The following is a 25310-nucleotide window of genomic DNA, read 5'->3' as shown; positions in this document are numbered from 1 at the left end:
TATTATTCATGTGATATTTTTATGTAACTGTTCACAGTAACATTTTTATTGCCTGAAACATAATATAAGGAGGATTCAACATGCCCGGAGATCAAAGACGGACAAATCCGTTTCTGCTTCTGATCCTTATTGTCATGTGTCTCTTTCTGGGAACTGTCCTTACGCAATCATCTGCTGATCCGGAGAGGGTCCGCAGTGAAAATACTACTGACAAAAAAACCGTAAAAGCCAACAAAAAGGAGGCTTCCGAAGAATCCACTGTTCCAGATCCCACTCCAACTCCGGAGCCAACAGCTGAACCTGTTGTTACTCCGACTGCGGCTCCGGCTCAGTATGAAGTTTCTCCTGAAGCCCCGTCAGGAATCTGGACTTCCAGCGGAAGTGACTGGCTTTTTATGGTAAACGGCAGTCCATACACCGGCTGGCTCACCGATACCGACGGCAAACGCTATTTCTTTAACAGCGATGGGATCATGCAGACCGGTTGGCTTGATGATAATGGCAAACGTTATTATCTGGATCTTGACGGAATCATGCAGACCGGAAAGATCACAGTTGACGGTGAAGAGTATTTACTGCTTGATGATGGTTCTCTGGATGGATATGTACCAGATACACCAACACCGACACCTGAGACTTCACCCACAGCTGAACTGACTCCCACAGCTTCTGCTGCAGATCAGACTCCCAAATATGTGGCTTTAACATTTGATGATGGCCCCAGTTCATTCACAGACCGTCTTCTTGACTGTCTGGAGGCCAACAATGCAAAAGCCACTTTTTTCATGGTCGGAAAAGAAATAGCAAGCTTTCCGGACGAAGTAAAACGCATGGAAAAACTTGGCTGCGAACTTGGCAACCATACCTATGACCATACAGACCTCACTTCTCTTTCACCGGAAGATATGTCCGCCCAGATTGCAGGAGTAGACGAAGAACTGCTCTCACTTACAGGTCATGGTGCCACAGTTCTCAGGCCACCGTATGGAGCTATCAACGACTCTGTCCGCTCAACAGTCGGAACTCCAATGATACTCTGGTCTATTGATACCCTGGACTGGGAAACACAGGATGCCCAAGCAACTGTTGATACAGCACTTTCTCAGGTGCAGGACGGATCGATCATACTTATGCATGATATTTTCAGTACTTCCGTGGATGCTGCCGAACTTCTTGTTCCCAAACTGATCGAGCAGGGTTACCAGCTTGTAACCGTTCATGAACTTGCCGAACTTCATAACACAGAGCTGAAAACCGGAGTTGCCTATGGTGATTTTACAAATGCGGACACACAATAATTCATCATATACTCAAAAAGAGAGATACCATTATGGCATCTCTCTTTTCTTTTTATTCAAGTAATCCGCTGTAGACATATCCGGTCTGGCCTTCATATTCAATCTGAACCCAGTCGCCTTCCTGTCCAAGTTTTTCGATCTCCGTGCCTGCTTCCAGTCCGCCGATGATATTATCGTCTTCACTGTTTGGTTCCGCACGTACATTGCAACCCTCTGTGACAGTCATCGTTGTTCCGCTGCCTGTTGTTGACGAATCATCTGCTTCTTCGCCCAGTCCGTTAAGAAATGCGGCAAGTGCACTGTCATCTTTCTGAGCCTGTTCGTAAGCTGTCTGTACTTCAGATGTAAGCTTCTGAACATCTGCATCAGATTTCAAAGAATCCATACATTCGGATACTTTTGTATTCTGTTCCAGATCCCCTAATATTTTATAATTACCATCACTGTCTTTTACTACATAAGAACTCCATAATGAAGGTGCTGCTGTATCAATACCTTTGCAGATAAAACTTCCCCTTGTATATACTACATAAGAATTATCATCAAGGCCTTTCTTCATATAGACTTTGTCAACCTGATATCCCTCTATATAATCTTTGGCATTCGTAATCCTTGATTCATCTGAAGGTGTCAGATTATTGACCAGTGTTCTTAATGTGGTAAGATCTTTTTCCCCTAAAGCTTTGTAATAGTTCTGCATAAGTGCAGTCACGTCTGCGCTGGCATCCTCCAAGGGATTCGTGTCTTCTTCTTTCTTCCCGTCGTTTGTCTCCCCATCATCTTCCGGAGAAGAAGGATCATTTCCCTGGCTGTTGTCCTGTGCTGTAGTCTGTCCTTCCTCCGAAGTACCCTTCCCACTTCTGGTACAAGCGCGAACGCTAAAGAACAATACAGCTACGATTATCAGAATCGCTCCGCCAAGCATAAAATAGCGAAGGTTATCAGATAACCATTCCCTGAAATTATCCAAGTTCTTGTCCTCCTTAAATTAACAACGCACCGGAACTCATGCTGCTGTAAACAATAACAGTTCTGCTCTTATCATCGTTCCGTGCAACACACCTGAAGGGAATCGAACCCCCGCACATGGTACCGGAAACCACTGCTCTATCCACTGAGCTACAGGTGCACGCATAAAAAAATCTTTTCATAAATATAGCACATATTTCTTCGTTTGTAAAGTTTTTGAATTATTCATTTTTTATGAACAAAAACAAAAGAATTCTTTATGCTTCAGTATTTACTGTCCGGTATGATTATTTTTCCAGACGATAAACACTGTAATTACCTACTGTTCCAAGTTCGGAATAGCCATACTTTCCGACCTCATTTTTCTGATCTTCATTCAGTACAGCCAGCACCAGATAATCACATTCCTTATGACTTGCATATTTGCCGATTTTGTTGTAATCCGGTGCCGGAGATTCCATTTCCCAGTACAGACGCCTGGTGATATTTCTTTCTTTTTTTCTCATTCCGCGACCTTCACGTCCCCACATCTGAAGAATTGAAGAATCATAAACCCGCAGATATGAAGAAATGTAATTATTCCCTGCCACGAAATATCTTTCTTTTCCAACTGCATCTGCCTTTATTATCTCACAGATTCCAGGAATTTCGTCCGGAACCTGCTGATAATTATTTACCATATGGAAATATCCCTCATGACAGAATTCTTTTCCACTGAACATGATAACAACCGCACAGATTATAACTGATATAAACCTTACGATTCCCTTTCGTTCTTTCAGGAACTCTGTCATTGCAAACGCAATTACCGGAACCGAAGGGACGATCCACAGAACTCTCCAGTAAACCAGTTCGCCTATAAATTTCTGAATAATCTTCGCTGTTATCGGACAGAAAAAGACAGCAAGGGAAATCACAAGATAAAGAAGTATATATCCGGTTTTTTTATTTTTTCTTCTAAATATCAGAAGATAGAGCACTGCAGCCAGCAATAGATACTGGAAATATCCTTCTCCCCAGTAATTCTGCCAGAAAACCAGTGTCTGTTTCACGATTTCCTTCATTTAAACTCCTCTCACATTCCAAAAAGGCCAAGATAAAGAATCCCCAGCAAAAGCGACGGCAGACAGCACAACACTGCTTTCCAGAGGTGTTTGATATTCCGGTTACAGATCAGGCTGACCATAAGGAAACAGCCAATCATTACCGGTGTCAGTACAATTCCCATTGACGTCAGAAGGCAGCAGCTTAAATCTGCCATTGCCAGAAAATACCAGGGATATCGTGGTTTCTTTTCCATGAACAGACAAAAGCACAGATAAAACACCAGCGGCAGAAGCATTGATGCAAAAAGTGCCTTTCCCTGCCAGATTCTCACTATCTGGAAGGAACCTGTATTAAATACGGAATACGCCGAAAAGCCGGTCATAAGGACGACCATCAGCATATAGATTCCACGTGCATCTTTATTTTCACCCAAAAGTTTCTTCCCAATGAAACTCTGCACAAGATAGGATATCGGCACAAAAACCGCCGGAAATACCATATGTGCCATAATTGCCGGATGAAGTCCTCCACTGAGCTGGCTCACTACAGCCAGAAAAATCGGAAACGGTGAAAGTATATATCTTTTGGGAAGTTTCTTGTAAATTCCTCCCGTATAAGCATTTACCTTAAAAACACTGTCTGTCTGCACACTTGTAGTCGCTGTTGCAACATAAAAACAATCATCCGCATCCATATGTGCCATGACAGAACACATAACGACCTGTGCCAGTATAAGAATAACGGCCAGCCACATATATATGGAAATATCCGCAAATCTTTTTCTCAGGGAAAGTGGCTGTTTCTTTTTGTACAGGCAGAAAAATCCCCACAGTGAAAGCCCGACACCTGTTATACCATATGCCGTACTGAGTACATGCAATGGAAGGTGAAACCAGGTCGCTGCAAGTATGAAAATTTCTGTTATGCTGAACAGGACCAGATATCCTGACAGGATATATTCTCCAAACCCTCTGTCCTGTTTTTTTCCAAGCATCGGTATGCCTGCACCCATCGGAATCAGGACCAGCCAGAACAACGCCAGCACTCCTTTTATCATAATTCCCATATTATTTCTCCAGTTTTTTCTTAAGGATTCCCATCGCAACCTTTTCCGGTGTGATCGGTAACTCCCTTACACGGATTCCTGTTGCATTGTATACAGCTTCTGCAAGTGCAGGACATGGAGTATCAATTACAAGTTCCCCGATAGATTTTGCTCCAAAAGGACCACTCTCTTCGTAACTGCTCTCAAAATCCACACGTATTTTTCCAATATCTTCACGTGTTGGAATTTTGTACTGCATAAATGAATTATTGCGGATTTTTCCCTTATCAGTGTACTGCACGTCTTCAAAAAGCGCCATTCCGATACCCTGTGCAATACCACCTTCTGTCTGTACTCTCGCAAGGTTCGGATTAATCGGTGTTCCACAGTCAACCACTGCCACATAATCCAGAACATCAATATTTCCTGTCTCCGTATCCACTTCTACTTCTGCCATACCCACCATAAATGGTGGCGGAGAGATTGGAGAAGAATGCTGTTTTACAACCTGGAGTTCAATATTATTGAAGAATGTTCCCTTAAGAGCTACATCTTCCAGAGAAACCTTTTTCTCTTCTTCGCCTTCTGTACTGAATACATAAGAACCGTCAAAATCGACTTTATCCACATCTGTTTCCAGCATCTGTGCTCCAAGTTCACATATTTTCTTTTTCAGTTCTTCACAGGCCTTCATAACGGCAACACCTGTTGTATAGGTCGTTGAAGAAGCATAAGACCCTGAGTCATATGGGGAAATATCTGTATCCACACTGAACACAACAATGTTTTCCATCGGTGTATCAAGACAGTCCGCCGCGATCTGCGCAAGTATTGTATCACAGCCGGTTCCCATATCTGTACAGCCCAGTGCAAGAGTATACGAACCATCTTCATTCAGCTTAATATCCGCGCCACCGACATCAACACCTGCAATTGAAGAGCCCTGCATCGCCATAGCCACACCTACACCGCGTACTTTGCCATTTCCCATATCCCTGCACGGATATTTTGAATCCCAGTCCATCATTTCTTTTGCTCTTGCCATGCATCTGTCCATCGTACAACTCTGAGCCACTGGAACATCATGATATCCAGGAAGCGGGCCACCCTCCACAGGCATATTCAGTTCTTTGATTTTTACAGGATCCATTCCCATCTTATGTGCCAGCTCATTCACTGCAGATTCTACTGCAAAAATCCCCTGCGTTGCTCCATAACCTCGATAGGCACCAGCTGCCTGTTTATTCGTATACACAACATCAAATGCAAATCTGTATGCTTCAGTATGGCGGTACAATGCAATGGATTTATGTCCGCTCAGTCCGACAGTTGTAGAGCTGTGTTCCCCGTAGGCACCTGTATTTGACAGCGTATATACATCAATTGCCCTGATAATTCCGTTTTCATCTGCGCCTGCACGGACTGTAATCTCCATTTCATGTCGCGGCGAAGAACAGATCATGGATTCATATCTGGAAAAAATCATCTTGGAGGGCCGTCCTGTTTTCCAGGTGACAATTGCCGGATATATTTCACTTACCGATGTCTGTTTGGCGCCAAAACCGCCTCCGATCCTTGGTTTAATAACTCTGACTTTTGATGCTGGTATATCCAGTGCTCTACCCACAATACGTCTTACATGGAAAGGTATCTGCGTGGATGAGAGTACAACAAGACGTCCAAAATGATCCAGATAACAGGCAGTACGGAATGTTTCCATCATTGTCTGCTGATTTGCTTTTGTATGATATGTCTCTTCTACCGTATATTTGCAGTTTCTGAGAACTTCGTCTACATCTCCCTGCTCTTCCACTGCTGTTGCGCAGAGATTTCTTTTATTATCTCCGCCCAGCGGGATCTTCAGTTTCCAGTTTTCTTCCGGATGCACCAGTATAGGGTTGTCCTTTGCCTTATGCATATCCAGCACCGGCGCCTCCACACGATATTCCACACGTATGCGCTTCATGGCTTTGTCTACTGCTTCTTCTGTCTCGCCTGCAATGATCGCCACAGCATCTCCCACAAAACGGACATGTCTGTCAAGTATCAGACGGTCATCCGGACTCATTTCCGGTGAGGTCTGTCCCGCAAGTGTAAATCGTTTCTGAGGAACATCTTTGTAAGTAAGAATGCAGGCAATTCCGGCTACTTTTTCAGCTGTTCCTGTTTTTATGTCTTCCACCCATGCATTTGCATGCGGACTTCTCAGGATTTTTACAATAAGACAGTCTGCCGGTGCCAGGTCATCTGTATAAACAGGTTTTCCTGTAACCAGTGCCATTGCGTCTGTTTTTCGTACAGGTTGATTTACATACTTCATTTTATGCTTCCTCCTGTGCTTTTTTGTATTTCAGGAATTTAAGAATAGCAGATGTCTGCGAAACAAAACCTGAACATCTGCAGAGATTTCCTGCCAGATATTCTTTGATCTGTTCTTCTGTCGGTTCCTTGATTTCTTTGAGCATGGCAAAAACATTCATAATAAATCCCGGATTACAGAATCCGCACTGTTCTGCACCTTCATTTGCAATAAAGCTTCCAAACTCCTTTGCCTCTCTCTGCATTCCTTCCAGTGTAACAATCTTCTTTCCTTCTATACGTGCTGCCAGAGTCGAACATGAAAGCACTGCTCTGTCATCCATCAGGACAGTACATAATCCGCAATTTGCAGTTTCACATCCACGCTTTACGCTGAGACAGCCTTTTTTTCTCAGAAGATCGATCAGCAGTGTATCCGGCTCCACTTCTTCATGGCAGTTAACACCATTCAACCAGAAACTAATATTCATTTTTCATTCCTCCTACTGTTTCCCATGCTCTCTTTGTCAGAACCCTGGCCAGGAGTGCCCTGTATTCCGCAGAACCTCTCATATTTCCACTGACAGGCACCATCTGACCGGCAAATTCCGCAAAATCACGGATTGCCTGTTCTCTCTGTTTTCTGGTCATTTTTTTGAAATTTTTCAGAATCCCTTTCGTGTCTTCCACGATCATGGCTCTTCCCGGTCTTGCACCAATCACTGTTCTTGCCTCTTCACCGATCAGAGACACTGCACAGGTCAGCACAGGAAAATCTGTCTTTGTGTTTCTCTGACTTAAGTAACAGGTAAAAAGAGATTCTTTTTTTATAATGATGTTCACCAGAATATCATTATTTTTCTTAATATTCACAAATTCTGACAGCGGAATTCTTCCCGCATCATAAAGTTCCACCCATGTATCCATAGCCAGAAACATTGTCAGAACATCTGAAAATCCATAACGGCCGTAAATGCTTCCTCCGACCGTTGCACAGTTTCTGAACTGAACACCTACAATATGACGGAGACTTTCTTTTATGGCTCCATGAGTATATTCCTGAAGTCGTTCATCTGTTTCCAGTGTACGAAGTGATGTCATACAGCCGATCACAAATTCATCATCAAATTCCTGTATCGTATCCAGACCCAGTCCTGACAGATCAATGGCTGTGGAAATATTTCTGTTTCCCATTTTCAGCCAGACCATACCGCCAAGAACACAGGCTGTTTTTTTCTGATTTAACTCATAGGCTTCTGCAATGCTTTTTACTTTCACATAGTTCTTAATCTTTAGCATCCGAATATCTTATCCTCCTACCTTATACTGTTTTTCATCCTGAACAGGCATACCTTATTTAAGTTTACCAGATATTTTACCAGAATTCCAGACAGAAACCAATTTCTGTGCATTTTTTTCAAGAATGCCGCTGCATTCTTGCTGCGAGATGCGCGTCATGCAATGCATGACATACTTCTTCTGCGCATCTGATATAAAAAAATCCCTCCGCAGATGCAGATTTGTTATTTATCTGCATCCCGGAAGGATAGATAAAACCATATATTATCTGTTATTGATAGCAGTTACAAGCGCATCAATGGAGGCTCTGATAATGTCCGGATCAACGCCTGCTCCCCATGAAAGAGTTCCATCTGGTTTCTGGATTCCGACATAGGCAATAGCTTTGGAACTTGTGCTCTTTTCCAGCGCATGCTCCTGATAGGTAATAAGTGTGAACTTCAGCTCATATGCTTTCTTCAGAGCATTACTTACTGCATCCAGACGTCCGTTTCCTGTTGCTTCTGTAGTAATTGTTTTTCCGTTAAATGTAGAAGTAACCTGTGTGGTGATTCCACCGTCTTTCTGCTGGAAATGAACTTCATTGATACTGTACGGTTCCACAACGTTCTCAAATGTTTTCTTGAACAGGTTGAAGATTTCGTCCGGATGAAGTTCTTTGTGTTTGTGGTCAGATACCGCTTTTGTAGCATAGCCCATTGCCTCACGCATCTTAGGCGGCAGATTCAGGCCGTATTTTGTCTCCAGAATATAACCTACACCACCCTTACCAGACTGGCTATTGATACGGATAACATCTGCATCATAGTTTCTTCCGACATCAGTAGGATCGATCGGCAGATATGGAACTGTCCAGCGGCTTGGGTCTTTTTCTTCTCTCCAGTGCATACCTTTTGCAATGGCATCCTGATGAGATCCGGAGAATGCAGCAAATACAAGAGCACCACTGTACGGACTTCTCTCATCTACATTCATTCCTGTACATTCTTCATAAACTTCACATACATGCGGCATGTTTGAAAAATCAAGTTCAGGATCAACCCCCTGTGAAAACATGTTCATTGCAAGAGTAACAATATCAACATTACCTGTACGCTCTCCGTTTCCAAACAGTGTTCCCTCGATTCTGTCAGCGCCTGCAAGCAGTCCCATTTCAGAATCTGCTACACCACATCCTCTGTCATTATGCGGATGCAGAGAAACAATAACGTTTTCACGGTATTTCAGGTTCTCGCACATATATTCAATCTGACTTGCATATACATGAGGCATGGAATGCTGAACTGTAACAGGCAGATTGATGATAGCTTTATTATCAGCTGTCGGTTTCCATACATCAAGTACTGCGTTGCAGACCTCCAGAGCATATTCAGGTTCAGTTCCTGTAAAGCTCTCAGGACTGTATTCAAACTGGAAGTTTCCTTCTGTCTGATCAGCAAGTTCTTTCAGTAGTGTCGCTCCGTCTACTGCAATCTTAAGGATTTCTTCTTTTGATTTTTTAAACACCTGTTCACGCTGTGCTACAGAAGTAGAATTATAAACATGCACAATTGCCTTCGGAGCTCCTTTTACTGCCTCAAATGTTTTGCGGATAATATGCTCTCTTGCCTGTGTCAGTACCTGTATGGTAACATCATCCGGGATCAGATTCTGTTCGATCAGTGTACGGATAAATGTATACTCTGTTTCTGATGCAGCCGGAAATCCTACTTCGATTTCTTTGAAACCGATTTCAACGAGCAGTTTAAAAAATTCCACTTTTTGCTCCAGACTCATCGGAATGACAAGCGCCTGATTTCCGTCACGCAGATCAACACTGCACCAGATCGGGGCTTTGTTCACATATTCCTTTTCCGCCCATTTCATGCATTTTACAGGCGGCATATAGTACTGTCTCTGATACTTGCTTACGTTTTTCATAATTATTTTTCCTCCATTTCTGTAAGTTGCGACTGCGCAAAAAAAATCTTCCATCTCTACAGACAACTGTAAGAGACGAAAGACCTCTGCCTTCGCGGTACCACTCTTGTTTATGAACTACTCATACACTCACGGGATACGGAATTTAAAAAAATTCTTATATCCTCTCCATATAACGGTGGAAGCCGTCTGCGTCTACTGTTCCAGTTAGAAGTTCGGGCAGATGCTCAAAGGCGAGTTCCATGAATTCCTTCCGCTGTCTCGCACCCTGCGACAGCTCTCTGTGCTCCGGTTCCTCATGTACTATTCCTTATCAACGCATTTCGCATATTTTAATTATTTTTATATCTCAGTCGGGGCAACAGGATTTGAACCTGCGACCTCACGGCCCCCAGCCGTGCGCGCTACCAAGCTACGCCATACCCCGGTGAGAATTATTATAACAATTGAAGGACTATTTTGCAACCTATTTTTTCAGGGGGATTATGTTTTTCAGAACATCTGTATGGCAGTATCCGTTATAACAGGTCTTTTCATTTTCAAAAGCCACCACTTCCTTCTTTCCTCCGCTTACCACTGCCTGCACTTTTTTTCCGCTTACAGTCACTCCGGAACTTTCTGCATAAATACCAGCCAGCCGGTATCTCAGTGTTATTCCTTCTTCGATCTGGTATGTTCCTGCCGGTATTCCTGAAAAAATATGGCTTACTACTGCATAGTCACCCTCTACCCTGTAATTATCAGCTGTAAATTCCATGTAGTTACTGTACGTATGTATCATTCCTTTTGAATCCTTCCCTGACACAGTGATAAGAAACGTCGGATTTCCATGCGCCCAGGTAATATCTTTTTCCCGGATTTTCTTTTTTACCAGAATTTCTCCTGTCAGTTCTTCGTCCTCCGGAATCTCTATCGGTGTATTTGTGATTATAAAAACAGTGCCATCTGACAGATCCGTAATATTAAATACTTTGCCTTTCTTTCCTTCATAACCACTGGGTGTTTTTGTTTCCACAACTTTAAATTTTCCTTCATTTGTTCTGGTTCTTTTCAGTTCTCCCGTCTCATACATTTTACTTTCTGCATTATAAGCCAGTTTTTTATTCAAGGTCGTATACTTTCCCTTTGTGTTATCCCATTCATCCAGTCTGAATACTGCTCCTTCCAGTATTTTTTCAGGATCTGTTTTATCCACTTTCTTTATCTGATAACTGCCTTTCATATATCCCATGATATAACTGGGTTCAATATATTCAACTGAACTTCCCAGAGTTCTGTCTCCGTTGTTTTTAATGACCCAATAATCTTTTGTGTCAAAATGTCCATCATCTGTGACTGTCCTGTTGTCCTTTAGTTTTACCTGCAATCGGAAATAATAAGTTACATCATTAAAAGCTTCCTCCCTGGTTAAATAATCAGACAAGGCAGTAAAATATACCCAGCCTTTTTCATTTCTGCTTATCTGAAAATTTTTTGTCACATCATAACCAGATGCTGTAGTCACCTGTGCTTTCTGAAGTGTAAGGCAGGAATCCAGATAATCCACTATCTGAAATGTACTGTATGTACCGGGCAGAACTCTCTGTGAAATAATATAATCGAATTCACCGCCGGCTTTTGTTTCATAAGGCGCTTCACATACATCTCCATTCCACGTTATCGAATCCACATTATGTCTTTGCATCTGGTCAAAAGACTGATTTCTGTTACCCACACGTTTTTCCGGTTTCAGTATCTCATACGTTCCCAGAACTTTCGGCGTTGCAAGAAAAATAATCGAATTCTGACCACCACTGCCATAACTGTTGCCCATATAGTATGAAAAACGCAGCTGTTTTTCAAAATCGATCTGAATCCATGCCTTCATATCATTATTTTCTGTCTCTCCATCTGACGATTTGATGTCTGTATAATCACTGCCTCTGGAATATGAAAGATACTGATCCGCTGTCAGATATACATGGGTCGGCTCTCCTGCTCCGATACCTTTATCATAAAAACGCACTTCCTGCGCATTATCTATATCCTGCATGGTCATATGACATTTGAGATTCACTACATTATCTGTTCCTGTTTCCAGAAAATCAAATTTAAAATAGACTCTTTTTACAGCAATGATGTTTGCACCAATTCTGTTGTTATAGAACACGATACTCGGAATAATATAAGTTCCGTCTTTTCCCTTTTTCTTTGTGTACGGGTCTGCCCAGTTGGTGACGCTGATTCTCAAGTCTATACTTTTCCCCTGATAATCTCCGACATTTGTATATCTTGCAATATATTTGCCAGCCTCAGGAGTTCCTCTCAGATCACAGGCAAGTCCGCTTCTTGGACTTGTAATACCATACTGACTGTCAAGTTTTGTCAGAAGAGCTGAACTTCCATTCTGCACCGAGAGTTTTGTTTTTCCTTTTCTGTATCCGTATGCAAAGCCATAGTTTTTGTCCAGCACAAAACCAGAACTGATCCTGTTTACATAAATATCACTCGTACCTGCTGCCTGAAGTTCTGTTTCTTCTGACAGGAAGTCCTCCTCTTCTGACTGTTCATTTTCATCCTGCAAAACAAGATCTTCCTGCTGCTCTTCGTTCTGATCTTCTCCTGTTTCTTCGTCTATCCTGATTTCATCATCATCTGCAGTCTCTGTATTCAGATTTTCACTTATTTCTGTACTGTTTTCATCTGAATCTGCTGCAACTTCTGCATCTGTTCCGTTACCTTCCTGTTCTTTTTCAGAACTCTTATCTGTTTCTTCCGTTTCTTCTGTTTCTTCTGTTTCTTCCGTTTCTCCTGTTTCATTGGCAGAAGATTCCGCTTCTGTCTGTTCTGCCGTAATCTCCGGTATATCCGTACTTCCGTACACTGCCACTGTACTGCTCAGGACAACTGCCAGAATAAGGGAAGCAATTCTTTTTTTCATTTCTTTGTTCCTCCTTCTTTCATTCGGATCATCCAGATCATTCCACCAGAAACAAGAAGAAGTACAAGAAAGATTTCAACAGGTGAAGTATCTCCTGTTTTCACGCTGTCCTTTTTTGTGAAACCTGCAGTTTTTTCTGCAGCTGCTCTGTGTGTCTGTCCATCCCGTGCAGATCCGCCGCCGATGCCATCTGTTTCCTGCTCCTCCTCCACTGCAAAGATCCATGTTATATCTGTCTGTTTCAGCGCCTTACTGTTATCCCATTCTTTCGGTATTTCAAGGACAAATTTCAGTTTTCTTTTCTGCCCTTTCTTATAAACTCCAAGAGAATGTTTCTTCTTACCCAACTGTGAAGAATTCAGCGTTCCTTTATACATCAGCCTGCCTTCCAGATATATTTTCAGTTTAATTTCTTTCAGGAGACTCAGTTTTTCTTTGTTTCTTCCGTTCGTATCTGTCTGAAACCAGATTTCAGAATCTCTGTCTGTTGTATTAGACACTGTAATTACATCTTCCAGCCGGTCACCTGGCATCACTTCTCCAAAATTTTCAAAAAAATCTCCTGGTACTGAAATCAGTTCATGTGCTTTTCCTCTAAATTCTACTGCCAGCTTTGCCTTATCCTTCGGTTTTACCAGATTTCCATTTTTCTCATGCACACATTTCTGTATTTTCTGATTTTCCCAGGGCGACATTGCTCTGAAATTCGGGGTAAAATTCGCTGCCTGGATTGCTTCTGCCTGAATCTCTATTTTCAGTTTCTGCTCTACATGTTCTTCCTCCCATTCAAACGGAATCTTAACTTTCTGAAAAAGATCTGCACTTTCTCCTTCTTTCAGGACCTGTGTGTAATAATAATAGTCTCCACGTTTTACCCACTTTTCAGTTATTCCTTCCAGATTTTCATCACTCAGTCCTTCCAGATTCTTTTTATCATTTTCAAAAAACACCCTGGCCCGTATCCAACAGGGCATTGCCTGATTGATAATTCTTGGAATTTTTGAGACCTCAGTACCCGGAAGGACAGTTCTGGCATTTCTGTAAAGGATTTCTTTATTCCCCTGTTTTTCATATTCTTTAAGGCTTATATTTACATCCCCTACCATAATGTGGCTGACTACAGAAAGTTTCTGATAGGAAGCTCCATAAAGTACTCCGGCCACTCCAAGGATTCCGGCCGCAGCAAGGGCTGCCACCTTCTTTTTATTCTTCATATCTCACCAGTCCTTTCAGCTCCGTTCCGTATAATGTTCCCAGGCACTTTTGTAATCGTCATAACCTTCAGCGCTTACAGATTCTTCGTAAACCTGTACTTCAAATTGTTCTATATCATCAAGATATTCTTTTTGCACCTGTGATGCATTTATCGTCATTCCGTCAAAAAGTGGTGTTGTTGATTGTCCGTCTTTCAATACAGTTTTGTAATAATAAAAACCGTCACCGCCATTTTTCCAGTTAGCTTCATCCAGATTCTTCAATATAACTGCTTTTCCAATATCACTGTTTGAATATACAAGTGCCACTCTCACATAACAGTCTGTACTGCCTTCTTTGCCGTCCACTGACCTGTTTGTGACCCACACTTTCTTTTTTATGTCTTCGTCCCTGTCTCCAGGAAAAGGAGTCGGGGAAGGAAATTCTTCCCCTATCTCCGTATGATTATAACCCACTCTCAGCTGATTTTTTTTCAGATCGAATGCAGTCTGATAAGCAGCAGCACCCTTTGCCCACAGGCTTATTCCTGTTACAGTTGCAAGAAGGACGAGCAATTTTTTCCTTTTTGTCATTATTTTTACCTGCTTTCTTCATTATGCAGTAACCTTTCCTTCCTGATCTCTGTTCTGATTTACATATTTTTCATAAGCAGATTTTGCCTGATTTAAAACATTGGAATTGTCTCCGCCTGTACCTGTAGTCTGGATTGCATAAGCTCTGACCGGAATCTCCAGAGCTTCTCCGTCAAGCTGCCCCTCTATAATATTCAGAAATGTCACCTTGTCAAAAAGGGATTCCGTAATCTCATCCGGCTTCAGAATTTTGTTATATGTATAAACATACACCTGCGAATTTCCGGAAGTTCTGGCATCCAGCCTGGTCCAGTCTTCTTTTGCCTGAAAGCTGAACAGTTCCTGCAGTTTTTCATTCTGTCTGAATCCATCATCTCCGGCAGCCGTAACAGTAGCCATTGGCACAGAAACTTCAAGATACACAAAAGCATCGTTTGTTCCTGTATTCCTGATCTGCGGATCCTTTTTAATGTCTTCCCCCGGTTCCAGCTTTGTATGATCCTCTGGCTTCCAGTTTTTTTCTTCCAGAGAGATATCAACTTTTCCCACTGTAAACTGGTTTGAAGCCTGATCGTAATCAGTCAGATATGCAGAAACTCCTCCAATCCCTGCAAGGCAAAGAACTCCGGTAAGTAAAAGTGCTTTTGATATATTTTTTCTCATATTAATTTTCTGCGCAGCTTTTCTCTGCGCTCTCCTTTCCATCTTATCAATCCAAATATTGTTTCCTGTATCATCATAATTGCCAGTATCGTAAAAATTGTTTTCTGTCTCAGAAATACTGCCAGATAACCCAGCGCAGGAATTGTTCCTATCACAGTTCCTGTAATCTGACTCCTTTTCACCGGAATCATATCTTCTTTGTCATTTGCGTCACCTTTTGTGATATAATTTTCTTTCTCTTTTCTTACTACACGATGAGTGACATCTGTATCGCCAATGCGATAGGTAATAATATCTCCCGGTTCCGGATCACGTCTGGATACGTCTGTAAAAATAACTCCTCCTGTTTTAAGATCCGGTTCCATAGAACCGGATAACACAGCTTCTACCCGGATTCCTCTGTATGGTAAAAACAGTAACAAAGCTCCTGTCACTGCCAGCAGGACAAACAGGATCCTGCAAGCTTTTTCTGCTGTCTTCATATACACACCCTTCTTTCTTTTTTCATATGGCGGAGGCCTGCCCCGCTGAAATTTTTTCATAGGCATCTCTCTTTCTGTACAGCAAAAAGACAGAGCTTTCCACTGTATCTGCATCAGCATATTCTGTTGTCATATTATTTGTGGAATAATTCCGAATCCCTTCAGAAGAAGGGCGTCCTGCAGGTTATGATTCCTGCGTCTTAAGATGGTTTAATCTTACCTTTACCGACAGTAAAAGTCAACGAAATTCGTTCGTCAAATTCTTGCATTTTTTGCACACGCATCCTCGCGGAGCGTTTTTTGCTTTATTGGAACATTACGGAGTAATTTCCTATAAAGCAAAAAAGACACACCCCATAAAGGGGATGTGCCTCATGATTTTTCTTAGTTGTTGATAAGTTTGTCTTCGCCATTCCAGCTGTACAGTTTACGGATCTCTTCACCAACTTTTTCTGATGGATGTTCAGAAGCAAGTTTTCTCATTGCTTTGAAGTGAACCTGTTTTCCTGCATCAGACATATCAAGCAGGAATTCTTTTGCAAATGTACCGTCCTGGATATCTGTCAGGATCTGTTTCATTGCTTTCTTTGTTTCAGCTGTAACAATCTTCGGTCCTGTGATGTAATCGCCATATTCAGCAGTGTTGGAGATAGAATATCTCATTCCTGCAAATCCTGACTGATAGATCAGGTCAACGATCAGTTTCATTTCATGGATACATTCGAAGTATGCATTTCTCGGGTCATATCCAGCTTCGCAAAGTGTTTCAAAACCAGCCTGCATAAGGGCAACAACACCACCGCAGAGAACTGCCTGCTCACCAAACAGGTCTGTTTCTGTTTCTGTACGGAATGTAGTTTCCAGAAGACCAGCTCTTGCTCCACCGATTGCAAGACCATAAGCAAGTGCTTTGTCAAGTGCTTTACCTGTGTAGTCCTGTTCAACAGCAACCAGACAAGGAGTTCCTTTTCCAGCCTGATATTCGCTTCTTACTGTATGTCCTGGTGCTTTTGGTGCAATCATAGTAACATCTACGTTCTTTGGTGGAACGATGCATCCGAAATGAATGTTGAAACCATGAGCAAACATCAGCATGTTTCCTTCTTCAAGGTTTGGTTCGATGTCTTTTTTGTAAAGAGCTGCCTGTTTTTCATCATTGATCAGAATCATAATGATATCAGCCATTTTTGCTGCTTCAGCAGAAGTATATACTTTAAAGCCCTGTTCTTCAGCTTTCTTCCAGGACTTGCTTCCTTCATACAGACCAATAATGACATTGCATCCTGATTCCTTTAAGTTCAGTGCATGTGCATGTCCCTGGCTGCCATAACCGATAATCGCAATGGTCTTACCGTCCAGTAATCCTAAATTACAGTCTTCCTGGTAAAAAATCCTGTTTGCCATCTTTGTTTCCTCCTAAGCTATTCGTAAAATAATATATCGTTAAGGGTTAGTCTCCCTTAGCAAACCATGTTCTGACTCCTCCTACAGGAATCTTACATCACTTGAGCCTCTTGAAAGTCCTGTGATACCTGTTCTTGCCAGTTCAAGAATCTCATATTCTCCCAGCAGATCGATAAATGCGGCCAGCTTACTCTTACTTCCTGTCATCTCAATGACCAGTGAATCTCTTCCGACATCAATAACATTGGCACGGAATATATTGGCTATGGAAATAATTCCCTCTCTCTGCTCCGGTTTCGCAGCAACTTTTGCAAGAACAAGTTCTCTGCTCACACTGTTATCCGGTTCCAGTACCTTGATATCTCTTACATCCACCAGCTTGGCAAGCTGTTTGGTAATCTGTTCCAGAATCATAGAATCCCCACTGCATACAACAGTCATTCTGGAAAAACGCTCGTCTGCAGTAACACCAACGGTGAGACTGTCAATATTATAACCTCTGCGGCTGAACAAACCGGATATCCGGCTAAGTACACCTGCTGTGTTATCAACTAACAGGGACAGAATTCTCTTTTGCATAATATACCTGCTTTCGCCACTTTAATCTATTAAACAATTCCATTGTGAAATTGTTTGCATGTTTATTATTATAGCAACATTACATTTTTTGTCAATGTCAAATTCTATTTTGAATCACAAAATTATTAATATATGCATACTTATACAAGATATTTATTTCTCAGGGCTTCTATTGTTTTCGGTGTCATATAAAGAGCTTTTTTCATAAAAAGTTCTACAGATCTATAGTCTTTTTCGATTGTCCGGAATACAGTATCCAGATATTCACCTTTCACTTTGTAAAGGAGTCTGATTTTATCCATGATATCTGTATCTACAATCATTTTTGTTTCCAGAAACCTTATCATGTGCTGCATTTCTGTATCCAGATAGACATTTGACTTCAGAAAATCTTCTTTTATGGTTTTGCGTGGAACACCAAGTGCATACAGAAGAAGTGCAGTTCCAACACCTGCTCTGTCCTTGCCTGCATTGCAGTGCCACAGAACCGCACCCTTTTTCTGATGAAGTATCACATCAAGGAAATTCGCATACTGTTTTATGCAGATCTGATCCCTGACCATGGTTTCATATTGTTTTCTGATAAATTCGTCCGGTATCTCATCAAATCCTGTCAGCATATCCATGAGATTTCCTGCGCAGGTAATTCCTATAGTTTCTTCATCCAAAACCGGACTCCTGTAATATTTCACACCTTTCATAACTGTATCCGGCTTCTGTTCACGTTCTGCTTCTGTTCTGAAATCTATCACTGTTGTGAGATGATAATTTTCAAGCAGCGTATCCTGATCAGCCAGTGATACGTGATACAATGCTCCGCTTCTGATCAGTCGTTTCGGCAGAATGTGTCTTCCGTCAGAAGTTGCAATTGCTCCCAGATCTCTTGTATTCGGAAGGCTCTGCAGGTGAATTCTGCCACCTTTTGGAAATCCGGTCGCAATATCCGGATTCAGTGCTTTCAGAATCTGAATACATTCCTGTATTTCTCTGTCAGCCATATCAAACTGATATCTTTTGCGCCTTTTTGTAATAAGTACAAGAGAACTTGTTGTAAACTGCTTCTGCTGTCCGCCCTCAACGCCTTCTCTACGCATATACGCCCAGATAATATCTTTGCACGGAAGACTGTTCAGCATCATATGCTTGGAAAAGATCAGATTTCCGTCTTCTATTCGTATTTTTCCAAATCTCATTGCCATTCTCCGTTTTAAATCAATCCCAGTTTTGTAAGTCCGTTACGGATTCCGTAATGGAACATATCTGTTGTCACATAATCTGCCAGCTCCCGGATTTTCTTTGATCCATTTCCCATTGCAACTTTTGTGCATGCATACTCAAACATGGAAAGATCATTATTACTGTCTCCAAACACTACCGTTGACTCCCATGGAATATCAAAGCATCTGCAGACAGCCGCAATCCCGACAGCCTTATTGCAACCTTTGGGTACAAGTTCGATCGTTGTTCCCACAAATGCATTATTTTCATGGCGTATTACATCATACCATGCAGAAAGTTCCCGACAGGCTGCTTCATCATCACAGCCTTCCTGCATTTTAGCGCTGATTTTGTTAATATGCATATCGTCTTCATTTCCCCTGATCGGTTTCCATTTGTCACCAAGTGCCTCTGTGATCAGATCTGCATACCAGTTTACTTCAGTTGTATATTCATCTTTGTCGTAATACATATAGTCTGCACCTTCCATTACAGGCACAAGACCATATTTTCGCAGAGTCTCTGTGGAAAATCTGGCTACCTCCACAGGCATTTCATTATTATACAGGCGCTTTCCGTCTTTTTCTATGGTCGCTCCACATGCAGTAATCATTCCGGTAAAAGGTATCTGTTCCAGACAACCAGGTACAAATGCACGGCTTCTCCCCGTACACAGCCATGCCTGATGTCCATTATTTACCAGTCTCGTAATTGCTTCCAGTGCACTGTCCGGCACACCTTTTTCTATATCGCAGACAGTTCCGTCCGCATCAAAAAAAACTGCTTTTTTATCCATTATCTGCTCCTTAACTGAAAAACTCTTCTGCTGCCTTTATAAGACTCCATGTATCTTTTACACCGGCTGTTTCATATGGTGAGTGCATGGCAAGCTGTGGAAGTCCTATGTCAACTGTGTTCATCGGTACCTGCGTGTTTGAAATATTTCCCAGCGTCGAGCCTCCCGGAATATCTGAACGGTTCACAAAAATCTGACAGTTCACTCCTGCCCTCTCACAGATACCTCTTAACATGGCAGCCGACACTGCATCCGTACAGTATTTCTGGTTTGCATTATATTTGATCACAATACCGCCATTGATCACCGGATGATTTACCGGATCTGCCTTATCTGCATAGTTCGGATGAAGCGCATGTGCATTGTCTGCAGAAATCATGAAACTGTCCGCAAGAGTCATAAGATATTCTTCATATGATCTTCCAAGTCCGTCATTTATCCTGCGAAGCGTATCTTTCAGAAATGTTGACGCAGCTCCCTGTTTTGTGGCACTTCCTACTTCTTCATTATCAAGTACACAATGGACTGCGATAGAATCCTGTTTTAGACCTCGAAGCATTCCTTCCATGGAAGCAAATGCACACTGCAGATCATCAAGTCTTGCACTGGACACAAATTCTCTGTCAGCTCCCCATATGGTGCCTGGCATCCTGTTATAAAGGAACAGGTCATGAGTCAGTATATCTTCTCTTTCAACGTTCAGTTCTTCTGCGATAATATCCATAAGCGCCTTTTTTTCACTGCCACAGCCTAACAGCGGAAGAAGATCTTTCTGTGGATTATAAGACAGCCCCTTATTTGCCTCCCTGTTCATGTGAATGGCAAGGCTGGGTATCATCACCAGATCTCTGTCTACATTCACCAGCCTTTCTTCCAGTTTTCCGTCATTTCGCAGAATCACTCTTCCTGCAACGGACAGCGGCCTGTCAAACCAGGGTGCCATGAGCATTCCGCCATAGCCTTCCACATTCAGTTTCGTATATGTATTTTCAACTCTTATTTCCGGATTTTCCTTTATTTTAAAAAATGGTGAATCACTGTGGCTTGCCATGATATGAAAACGCATTGTATCTTTTTCCGGAACAGAAAAAGCAATCAATGCGGAATGATTTCTCATGACCACATATTTTCCACCCTTTTCCAGATTCCAGTGTTCTTTCTCGGAAAGATACTGGTATCCATTCTCTTCAAACCTCTTTTTCATTTCTTCTGCTGCCTGAAAAGATACCGGACTTTTTCTGATAAAATCAAGCAGTTTTTCTGTTATCTCATAATACATCTTCTGTTCCCTCTATAAAATTCTGAATATCATCTATCACTTTTTACACAACGATTATACGTTAAAACTTTACGGATGGCAACTAAAAACAGGGATACCGTTTCTCCCGGCACCCCTGTTCCATTCTGAAATTTTTATTATAATTCTCTGATTCTGCGGATTGCTTCCTGCGTATTTTCGTAACTTCCAAAAGCTGTAAGGCGGAAAAATCCCTCACCATGTGCTCCAAATCCTGAACCAGGAGTTCCTACTACATGGGCATTTTCAAGAAGATAGTCGAAGAATTCCCAGGAAGTCATTTTGTCCGGTGTTTTCAGCCAGATATACGGTGCATTCACACCACCTGAAACAGAATATCCAGCTTCTTTCAGTCCATTATAAATATAATGTGCATTACGCATATAATAAGCAACCTGCTCTTTCAGCTGTGCTTTTCCTTCTGGTGAATAAACAGCTTCACCTGCACGCTGCACAATATAAGGTGCTCCGTTAAATTTCGTTCCATGGCGTCTTGCCCAGAGACTGTGCAGTTCAACACCCTCACAGATAAGATCTTTCGGCACTACAGTAAATCCAAGACGTACACCTGTAAATCCTGCATTCTTTGAAAAGCTTCTCAGTTCGATCGCGCAGGTTCTTGCTCCTTCGCATTCATAAATGCTGTGAGGAACATCTTTTTCGGTAATATATGCTTCATAAGCAGCATCATAAATGATCACTGCACCATTTTTATTTGCATAATCAACCCACTCCTGAAGTTTGTCCTTTGTGATGGCAGCACCACTCGGGTTGTTCGGGAAGCAGAGATAAATAAGATCCGGTGTCTCTGTCGGAAGTTCAGGAAGAAATCCATTTTCTTCAAGGCATGGCATGTAGATCACACCATCGAAATTTCCTCTTTCATTATTGTACTCTCCGGTTCGACCTGCCATTACATTTGTGTCAACGTAAACCGGATATACCGGATCACATACAGCTACTTTGTTGTTCAGTCCGAAAATTTCCTGAATGTTTCCGGAGTCACTTTTAGCACCGTCTGAAACAAAAATTTCATCCGCTGAAATATCACAGCCTCTGTCAGCATAATCATTTTTTGCAATGGCAGTACGCAGAAATTCATATCCAAGATCCGGTGCATATCCATGAAAAGTCTCCGCATGCGCCATTTCATCTACTGACTTATGAAGAGAATCAATAATTGCCGGTGCAAGTGGCTGGGTAACATCACCAATTCCAAGACGTACGATCTGCACATCCGGGTTTGCCTGCTGATAGGCAGCAACCTTTTTTGCAATTGTAGAAAAAAGATAACTTCCCGGAAGTTTTAAATAATTTTTATTTACTGTAACCATAATTTTTCTCCTGAATTCTATATTCGCTTCTGTATTATTTTCGCTTTTCAATTTCTTTCTGCAAAGCTTCCCTTACTGCATCCGGACTTGCCTTGCCCTTCAGTTCACGCATCATCTGTCCTACAAAAAAGCCGAAAACTTTTTCTTTGCCGCCAAGAAGTTCAGAAAGCGGTCCTGGATTGGCTGCCAGAATCTTCTGCAGAGTGTCATTGAGAAGTCCTGTATCTTCTACGATCTTCAGTCCATGTTCTTCAATATATGCTGCCGGTTCAATATCTTCATCAAATACTTTTTCAAATACTTTCTTGGCATTCTGTGCACTTACTTCCTTTTTCTCTACCATCTGGATAAGATCAGCAAGATGTTTCGGTGTAAATTCTACTTTTTCTGCTTCCAGACCTTTGTCCTTGGTGAGGCGAAGTACTTCACCCATAAACCAGTTAGCCGCTTTTTTCGGACTTCCACACAGAGATGCAACTTCTTCAAAAAGCTCTGAAAGATGCCTGGATTCTGTCAGGATACCGGCATCATAAGCCGGAAGTTCATAATCATTCTGATAACGCAGCTGTTTTTCCTCTCTCAGTTCCGGCTGATTCTGGCGAAGTTCCTCGATCCATTCATCAGAAATATGGATTGGTGGAAGATCCGGATCTGGAAAATAGCGATAATCTTTTGCATCTTCCTTGGAACGCATTGCATGAGAAGATTCTTTATTGTCATCCCAGCGGCGTGTTTCCTGAACAACAGCTCTTCCCTCTTCGATCAGTTCAATCTGACGTTCTCTTTCCCCTTCAATAGCCCTTGCAATAGCCTTAAAAGAGTTCAGGTTTTTCATCTCTGTTCTTGTACCAAAGGTCTCGCTTCCCACTTCTCTTACAGAAAGGTTTACGTCAGCTCGCATGGAACCTTCCTGAAGTTTACAGTCAGAAACTCCCAGGTACTGCATCATACAACGGAGTTTTTCCAGATAGGCGATAACTTCTTCCGAACTTCTCATATCCGGTTCAGAAACAATCTCGATCAGAGGCACACCGCTTCGGTTGTAGTCAACCAGGGAACAGTCTTCCCATTCATCATGAATCAGTTTTCCTGCATCTTCCTCCATATGCATTTCATGGATACGGATTTTTTTCTTTCCTGCTGATGTCTCGATCTCAACAAAACCATCATGGCAGATTGGCAGATACAGCTGTGAAATCTGGTAATTCTGTGGATTATCCGGATAGAAATAATTCTTTCTGTCAAATTTACAGTACTGATTGATCTGACAGTTTGCTGCAATTCCTGCCTTCAGTGCAAATTCAACCACTTTTTTATTTAATACGGGCAGTGAACCTGGCATACCTGTACACACAGGACAGGTATGTGTATTAGGCGCTCCGCCGAATTCAGTGGAGCAACCACAGAAAATCTTTGTCTTTGTTGCTAATTCTACATGGACTTCAAGTCCGATGACTGTTTCATACTGTTTCATGCTTCCTGGCCTCCTTTTTCCGGAACAGGAAATGCTCCTCTTTCTGCCTCATAAGCAGATGCTGCACGAAGAATCTTATGCTCTCCGAAACAGTTGCCGATCATCTGAATACCAATCGGCATTCCGGCTTTGTCCATACCACACGGTACTGTAATTCCAGGCAGACCACATAAATTGACCGCAACTGTATAAATATCGCCCAGATACATGGCAAGCGGATCTTTCAGACTTTCACCGATCTTTGGTGCTGTATATGGAGCTGCCGGAGCAAGAATTACATCATATTTTTCAAATGCCCTGTCAAATTCCTGTTTGATAAGCGCTTTTGTTTTCAGCGCTTTCAGATAATATGCATCATAATATCCAGAACTTAATACAAAAGATCCCAGCATGATACGACGTTTTACTTCTTCACCAAATGCTTCTGTTCTTGTCTTTTTGTACATATCGTGAAGGCCTTCATATTCGGCTGCACGATATCCATATTTTACTCCATCAAATCGTTCCAGGTTGGAACTTGCCTCTGCACTTGCGATTATATAATATGCAGGAATCATATATTCCATAGTCTCTACTGAGAAAAATTCCACAATGGCTCCCTGCTCTGTAAGAACTTTAAGGGTATTCATAAATGCATCTTTTACTTCCGGATTCAGTCCTTTTGCAAGAAATTCTTTTGGAATGCCAAATTTTATTCCCAGCAGTTTTCTGTCTTCAAGACTTCTACTGAAGTCCAGATCAGCTCTCTGAAGAGATGTTGCATCTTTCGGATCATGGCCGGCGATCACTTCCAGAAGTGCGGTACAGTCTGCGACATTTTTGCCCACCGGTCCGATCTGATCCAGTGAAGATGCATATGCAACCAGGCCATAACGTGATACAGTTCCATAGGTTGGCTTGATTCCTGTAACACCACAGAAAGAACTTGGCTGGCGGATAGATCCACCTGTGTCTGAACCAAGTGCAAGATAAGTTTCTCCTGCTGCCACTGCAGCACAGGAACCACCGGAAGAACCTCCCGGGACATGTTCAAGGTTCCATGGATTTCTTGTCACGCCATATGCAGAAGTTTCCGTTGTACTTCCCATGGCAAATTCATCCATGTTCGTCTTTCCAATAATGATCATTCCCGCTTTTTCCAGACGATCAATAACCTCTGCATTATACTGTGGTACAAAGTTCTCCAGAATCTTCGATGCACAAGTTGTCTTTTTGCCTTTGACACAGATATTATCCTTCACTGCTACAGGAACGCCTGCAAGAGGACCTGCATAAGTGCCGTCTTCAATTCCTTTTTCCACTTCTTTTGCTCTTGCGTAAGCTTCTTTTTTGTAAGTCTCCAGATATGCGTGTACTTTTCCATCTTTTTTCTCAATCTGATCAAATACAGATTTCACACCATCCTGGACACTGATCTGATGCTGTTTTATTTTTTCTGCCAGCTCTAAAGCTGTCATCGTTTCCAGTTCCATGTTTTTGT

General features: G+C 42.0%; 21 protein-coding genes, 2 tRNA genes and 1 other annotated feature. Of the genes, 1 reads left to right on the top strand and 22 read right to left on the bottom strand.

The window, feature by feature from the left end:
- The first annotated feature begins 80 nt into the window (after positions 1–80).
- The gene (locus ACTNB8_RS09690) at positions 81–1298 is read left to right on the top strand and encodes a polysaccharide deacetylase family protein (RefSeq protein WP_441054206.1); all 1218 of its coding nucleotides are present in this window, start codon (positions 81–83) and stop codon (positions 1296–1298) included.
- Between the two features lie 52 nt (positions 1299–1350).
- Here the strand turns inward: ACTNB8_RS09690 and ACTNB8_RS09685 are convergent, their stop codons facing one another.
- The 22 genes from ACTNB8_RS09685 to gatA all read right to left on the bottom strand — a co-directional run bounded on the left by ACTNB8_RS09685 (position 1351) and on the right by gatA (position 25302).
- Positions 1351–2268 (bottom strand): SH3 domain-containing protein, encoded by a 918-nt coding sequence (locus tag ACTNB8_RS09685; RefSeq protein ID WP_441054204.1) that lies wholly within the window; start codon positions 2266–2268, stop codon positions 1351–1353.
- An 87-nt stretch (positions 2269–2355) separates the two neighbouring features.
- Positions 2356–2427, bottom strand: a tRNA-Arg gene (locus ACTNB8_RS09680).
- A gap of 127 nt (positions 2428–2554) precedes the next feature.
- Positions 2555–3331 carry a hypothetical protein gene (locus ACTNB8_RS09675; RefSeq protein WP_441054202.1) on the bottom strand — a complete coding sequence of 259 codons (777 nt, stop codon included), beginning with the start codon at positions 3329–3331 and terminating at the stop codon, positions 2555–2557.
- 11 nt (positions 3332–3342) lie between these two features.
- A complete protein-coding gene (locus ACTNB8_RS09670; RefSeq protein ID WP_441054200.1) occupies positions 3343–4380 on the bottom strand; it encodes a DUF6077 domain-containing protein in 1038 nt (345 codons plus the stop codon).
- Position 4381: 1 nt separating this feature from the next.
- The gene (locus ACTNB8_RS09665; protein WP_441054198.1) at positions 4382–6679 is read right to left on the bottom strand and encodes a xanthine dehydrogenase family protein molybdopterin-binding subunit; all 2298 of its coding nucleotides are present in this window, start codon (positions 6677–6679) and stop codon (positions 4382–4384) included.
- Between the two features lies 1 nt (position 6680).
- Entirely contained in the window at positions 6681–7148 is a 468-nt protein-coding gene (locus tag ACTNB8_RS09660; RefSeq protein ID WP_441054197.1) for a (2Fe-2S)-binding protein, read from the bottom strand.
- The gene (locus ACTNB8_RS09655; RefSeq protein WP_441054195.1) at positions 7138–7956 is read right to left on the bottom strand and encodes an FAD binding domain-containing protein; all 819 of its coding nucleotides are present in this window, start codon (positions 7954–7956) and stop codon (positions 7138–7140) included. The genes ACTNB8_RS09660 and ACTNB8_RS09655 overlap by 11 nt, the downstream gene beginning before the upstream one ends.
- Before the next feature lie 264 nt (positions 7957–8220).
- Positions 8221–9876, bottom strand: coding sequence for a 2-isopropylmalate synthase (locus tag ACTNB8_RS09650; protein WP_441054193.1), 1656 nt, complete (start codon positions 9874–9876; stop codon positions 8221–8223).
- A 68-nt stretch (positions 9877–9944) separates the two neighbouring features.
- Positions 9945–10202: a binding site (T-box leader), on the bottom strand.
- 27 nt (positions 10203–10229) lie between these two features.
- Positions 10230–10303, bottom strand: a tRNA-Pro gene (locus tag ACTNB8_RS09645).
- 39 nt (positions 10304–10342) lie between these two features.
- Positions 10343–12796, bottom strand: coding sequence for a SpaA isopeptide-forming pilin-related protein (locus tag ACTNB8_RS09640; protein WP_441054191.1), 2454 nt, complete (start codon positions 12794–12796; stop codon positions 10343–10345).
- Positions 12793–14010: a hypothetical protein gene (locus ACTNB8_RS09635; protein WP_441054189.1), complete on the bottom strand. Its 1218-nt coding sequence runs from the start codon at positions 14008–14010 to the stop codon at positions 12793–12795. Before ACTNB8_RS09635 ends, ACTNB8_RS09640 begins: the two co-directional genes overlap by 4 nt.
- Positions 14011–14025: 15 nt before the next feature.
- The gene (locus ACTNB8_RS09630; protein WP_441054187.1) at positions 14026–14583 is read right to left on the bottom strand and encodes a hypothetical protein; all 558 of its coding nucleotides are present in this window, start codon (positions 14581–14583) and stop codon (positions 14026–14028) included.
- 21 nt (positions 14584–14604) lie between these two features.
- On the bottom strand, positions 14605–15246 hold the full coding sequence (locus ACTNB8_RS09625) for a TasA family protein (RefSeq protein WP_441054185.1): 642 nt from the start codon (positions 15244–15246) through the stop codon (positions 14605–14607).
- Entirely contained in the window at positions 15243–15728 is a 486-nt protein-coding gene (locus tag ACTNB8_RS09620; RefSeq protein WP_441054183.1) for a signal peptidase I, read from the bottom strand. Before ACTNB8_RS09620 ends, ACTNB8_RS09625 begins: the two co-directional genes overlap by 4 nt.
- Positions 15729–16112: 384 nt before the next feature.
- Entirely contained in the window at positions 16113–17132 is a 1020-nt protein-coding gene (gene ilvC / locus ACTNB8_RS09615; protein WP_178414886.1) for a ketol-acid reductoisomerase, read from the bottom strand.
- Between the two features lie 81 nt (positions 17133–17213).
- The gene (gene ilvN, locus ACTNB8_RS09610; protein ID WP_296158003.1) at positions 17214–17711 is read right to left on the bottom strand and encodes an acetolactate synthase small subunit; all 498 of its coding nucleotides are present in this window, start codon (positions 17709–17711) and stop codon (positions 17214–17216) included.
- Between the two features lie 140 nt (positions 17712–17851).
- Complete coding sequence (locus tag ACTNB8_RS09605) at positions 17852–18904, bottom strand: tyrosine-protein phosphatase (RefSeq protein WP_441054180.1); 1053 nt, start codon at positions 18902–18904, stop codon at positions 17852–17854.
- Between the two features lie 14 nt (positions 18905–18918).
- On the bottom strand, positions 18919–19725 hold the full coding sequence (locus ACTNB8_RS09600) for an HAD-IIB family hydrolase (protein WP_441054178.1): 807 nt from the start codon (positions 19723–19725) through the stop codon (positions 18919–18921).
- 10 nt (positions 19726–19735) lie between these two features.
- Positions 19736–21004, bottom strand: coding sequence for a M18 family aminopeptidase (locus tag ACTNB8_RS09595; RefSeq protein WP_441054176.1), 1269 nt, complete (start codon positions 21002–21004; stop codon positions 19736–19738).
- Positions 21005–21141: 137 nt separating this feature from the next.
- Positions 21142–22356: an LL-diaminopimelate aminotransferase gene (locus tag ACTNB8_RS09590; protein ID WP_441054174.1), complete on the bottom strand. Its 1215-nt coding sequence runs from the start codon at positions 22354–22356 to the stop codon at positions 21142–21144.
- 34 nt (positions 22357–22390) lie between these two features.
- Positions 22391–23830 carry an Asp-tRNA(Asn)/Glu-tRNA(Gln) amidotransferase subunit GatB gene (gatB, locus tag ACTNB8_RS09585; RefSeq protein WP_441054172.1) on the bottom strand — a complete coding sequence of 480 codons (1440 nt, stop codon included), beginning with the start codon at positions 23828–23830 and terminating at the stop codon, positions 22391–22393.
- A complete protein-coding gene (gene gatA / locus ACTNB8_RS09580; protein WP_441054170.1) occupies positions 23827–25302 on the bottom strand; it encodes an Asp-tRNA(Asn)/Glu-tRNA(Gln) amidotransferase subunit GatA in 1476 nt (491 codons plus the stop codon). Before gatA ends, gatB begins: the two co-directional genes overlap by 4 nt.
- Between the last annotated feature and the right edge of the window lie 8 nt (positions 25303–25310).

Origin of the sequence: Blautia sp. HCP28S3_G10 (genome assembly GCF_052065235.1) — a bacterium.
Classification (GTDB): Bacteria; Bacillota; Clostridia; order Lachnospirales; family Lachnospiraceae; genus Blautia_A.
Note: the sequence above shows the minus strand (reverse complement) of the source record. Positions and strands in the feature narration are given on the sequence as shown.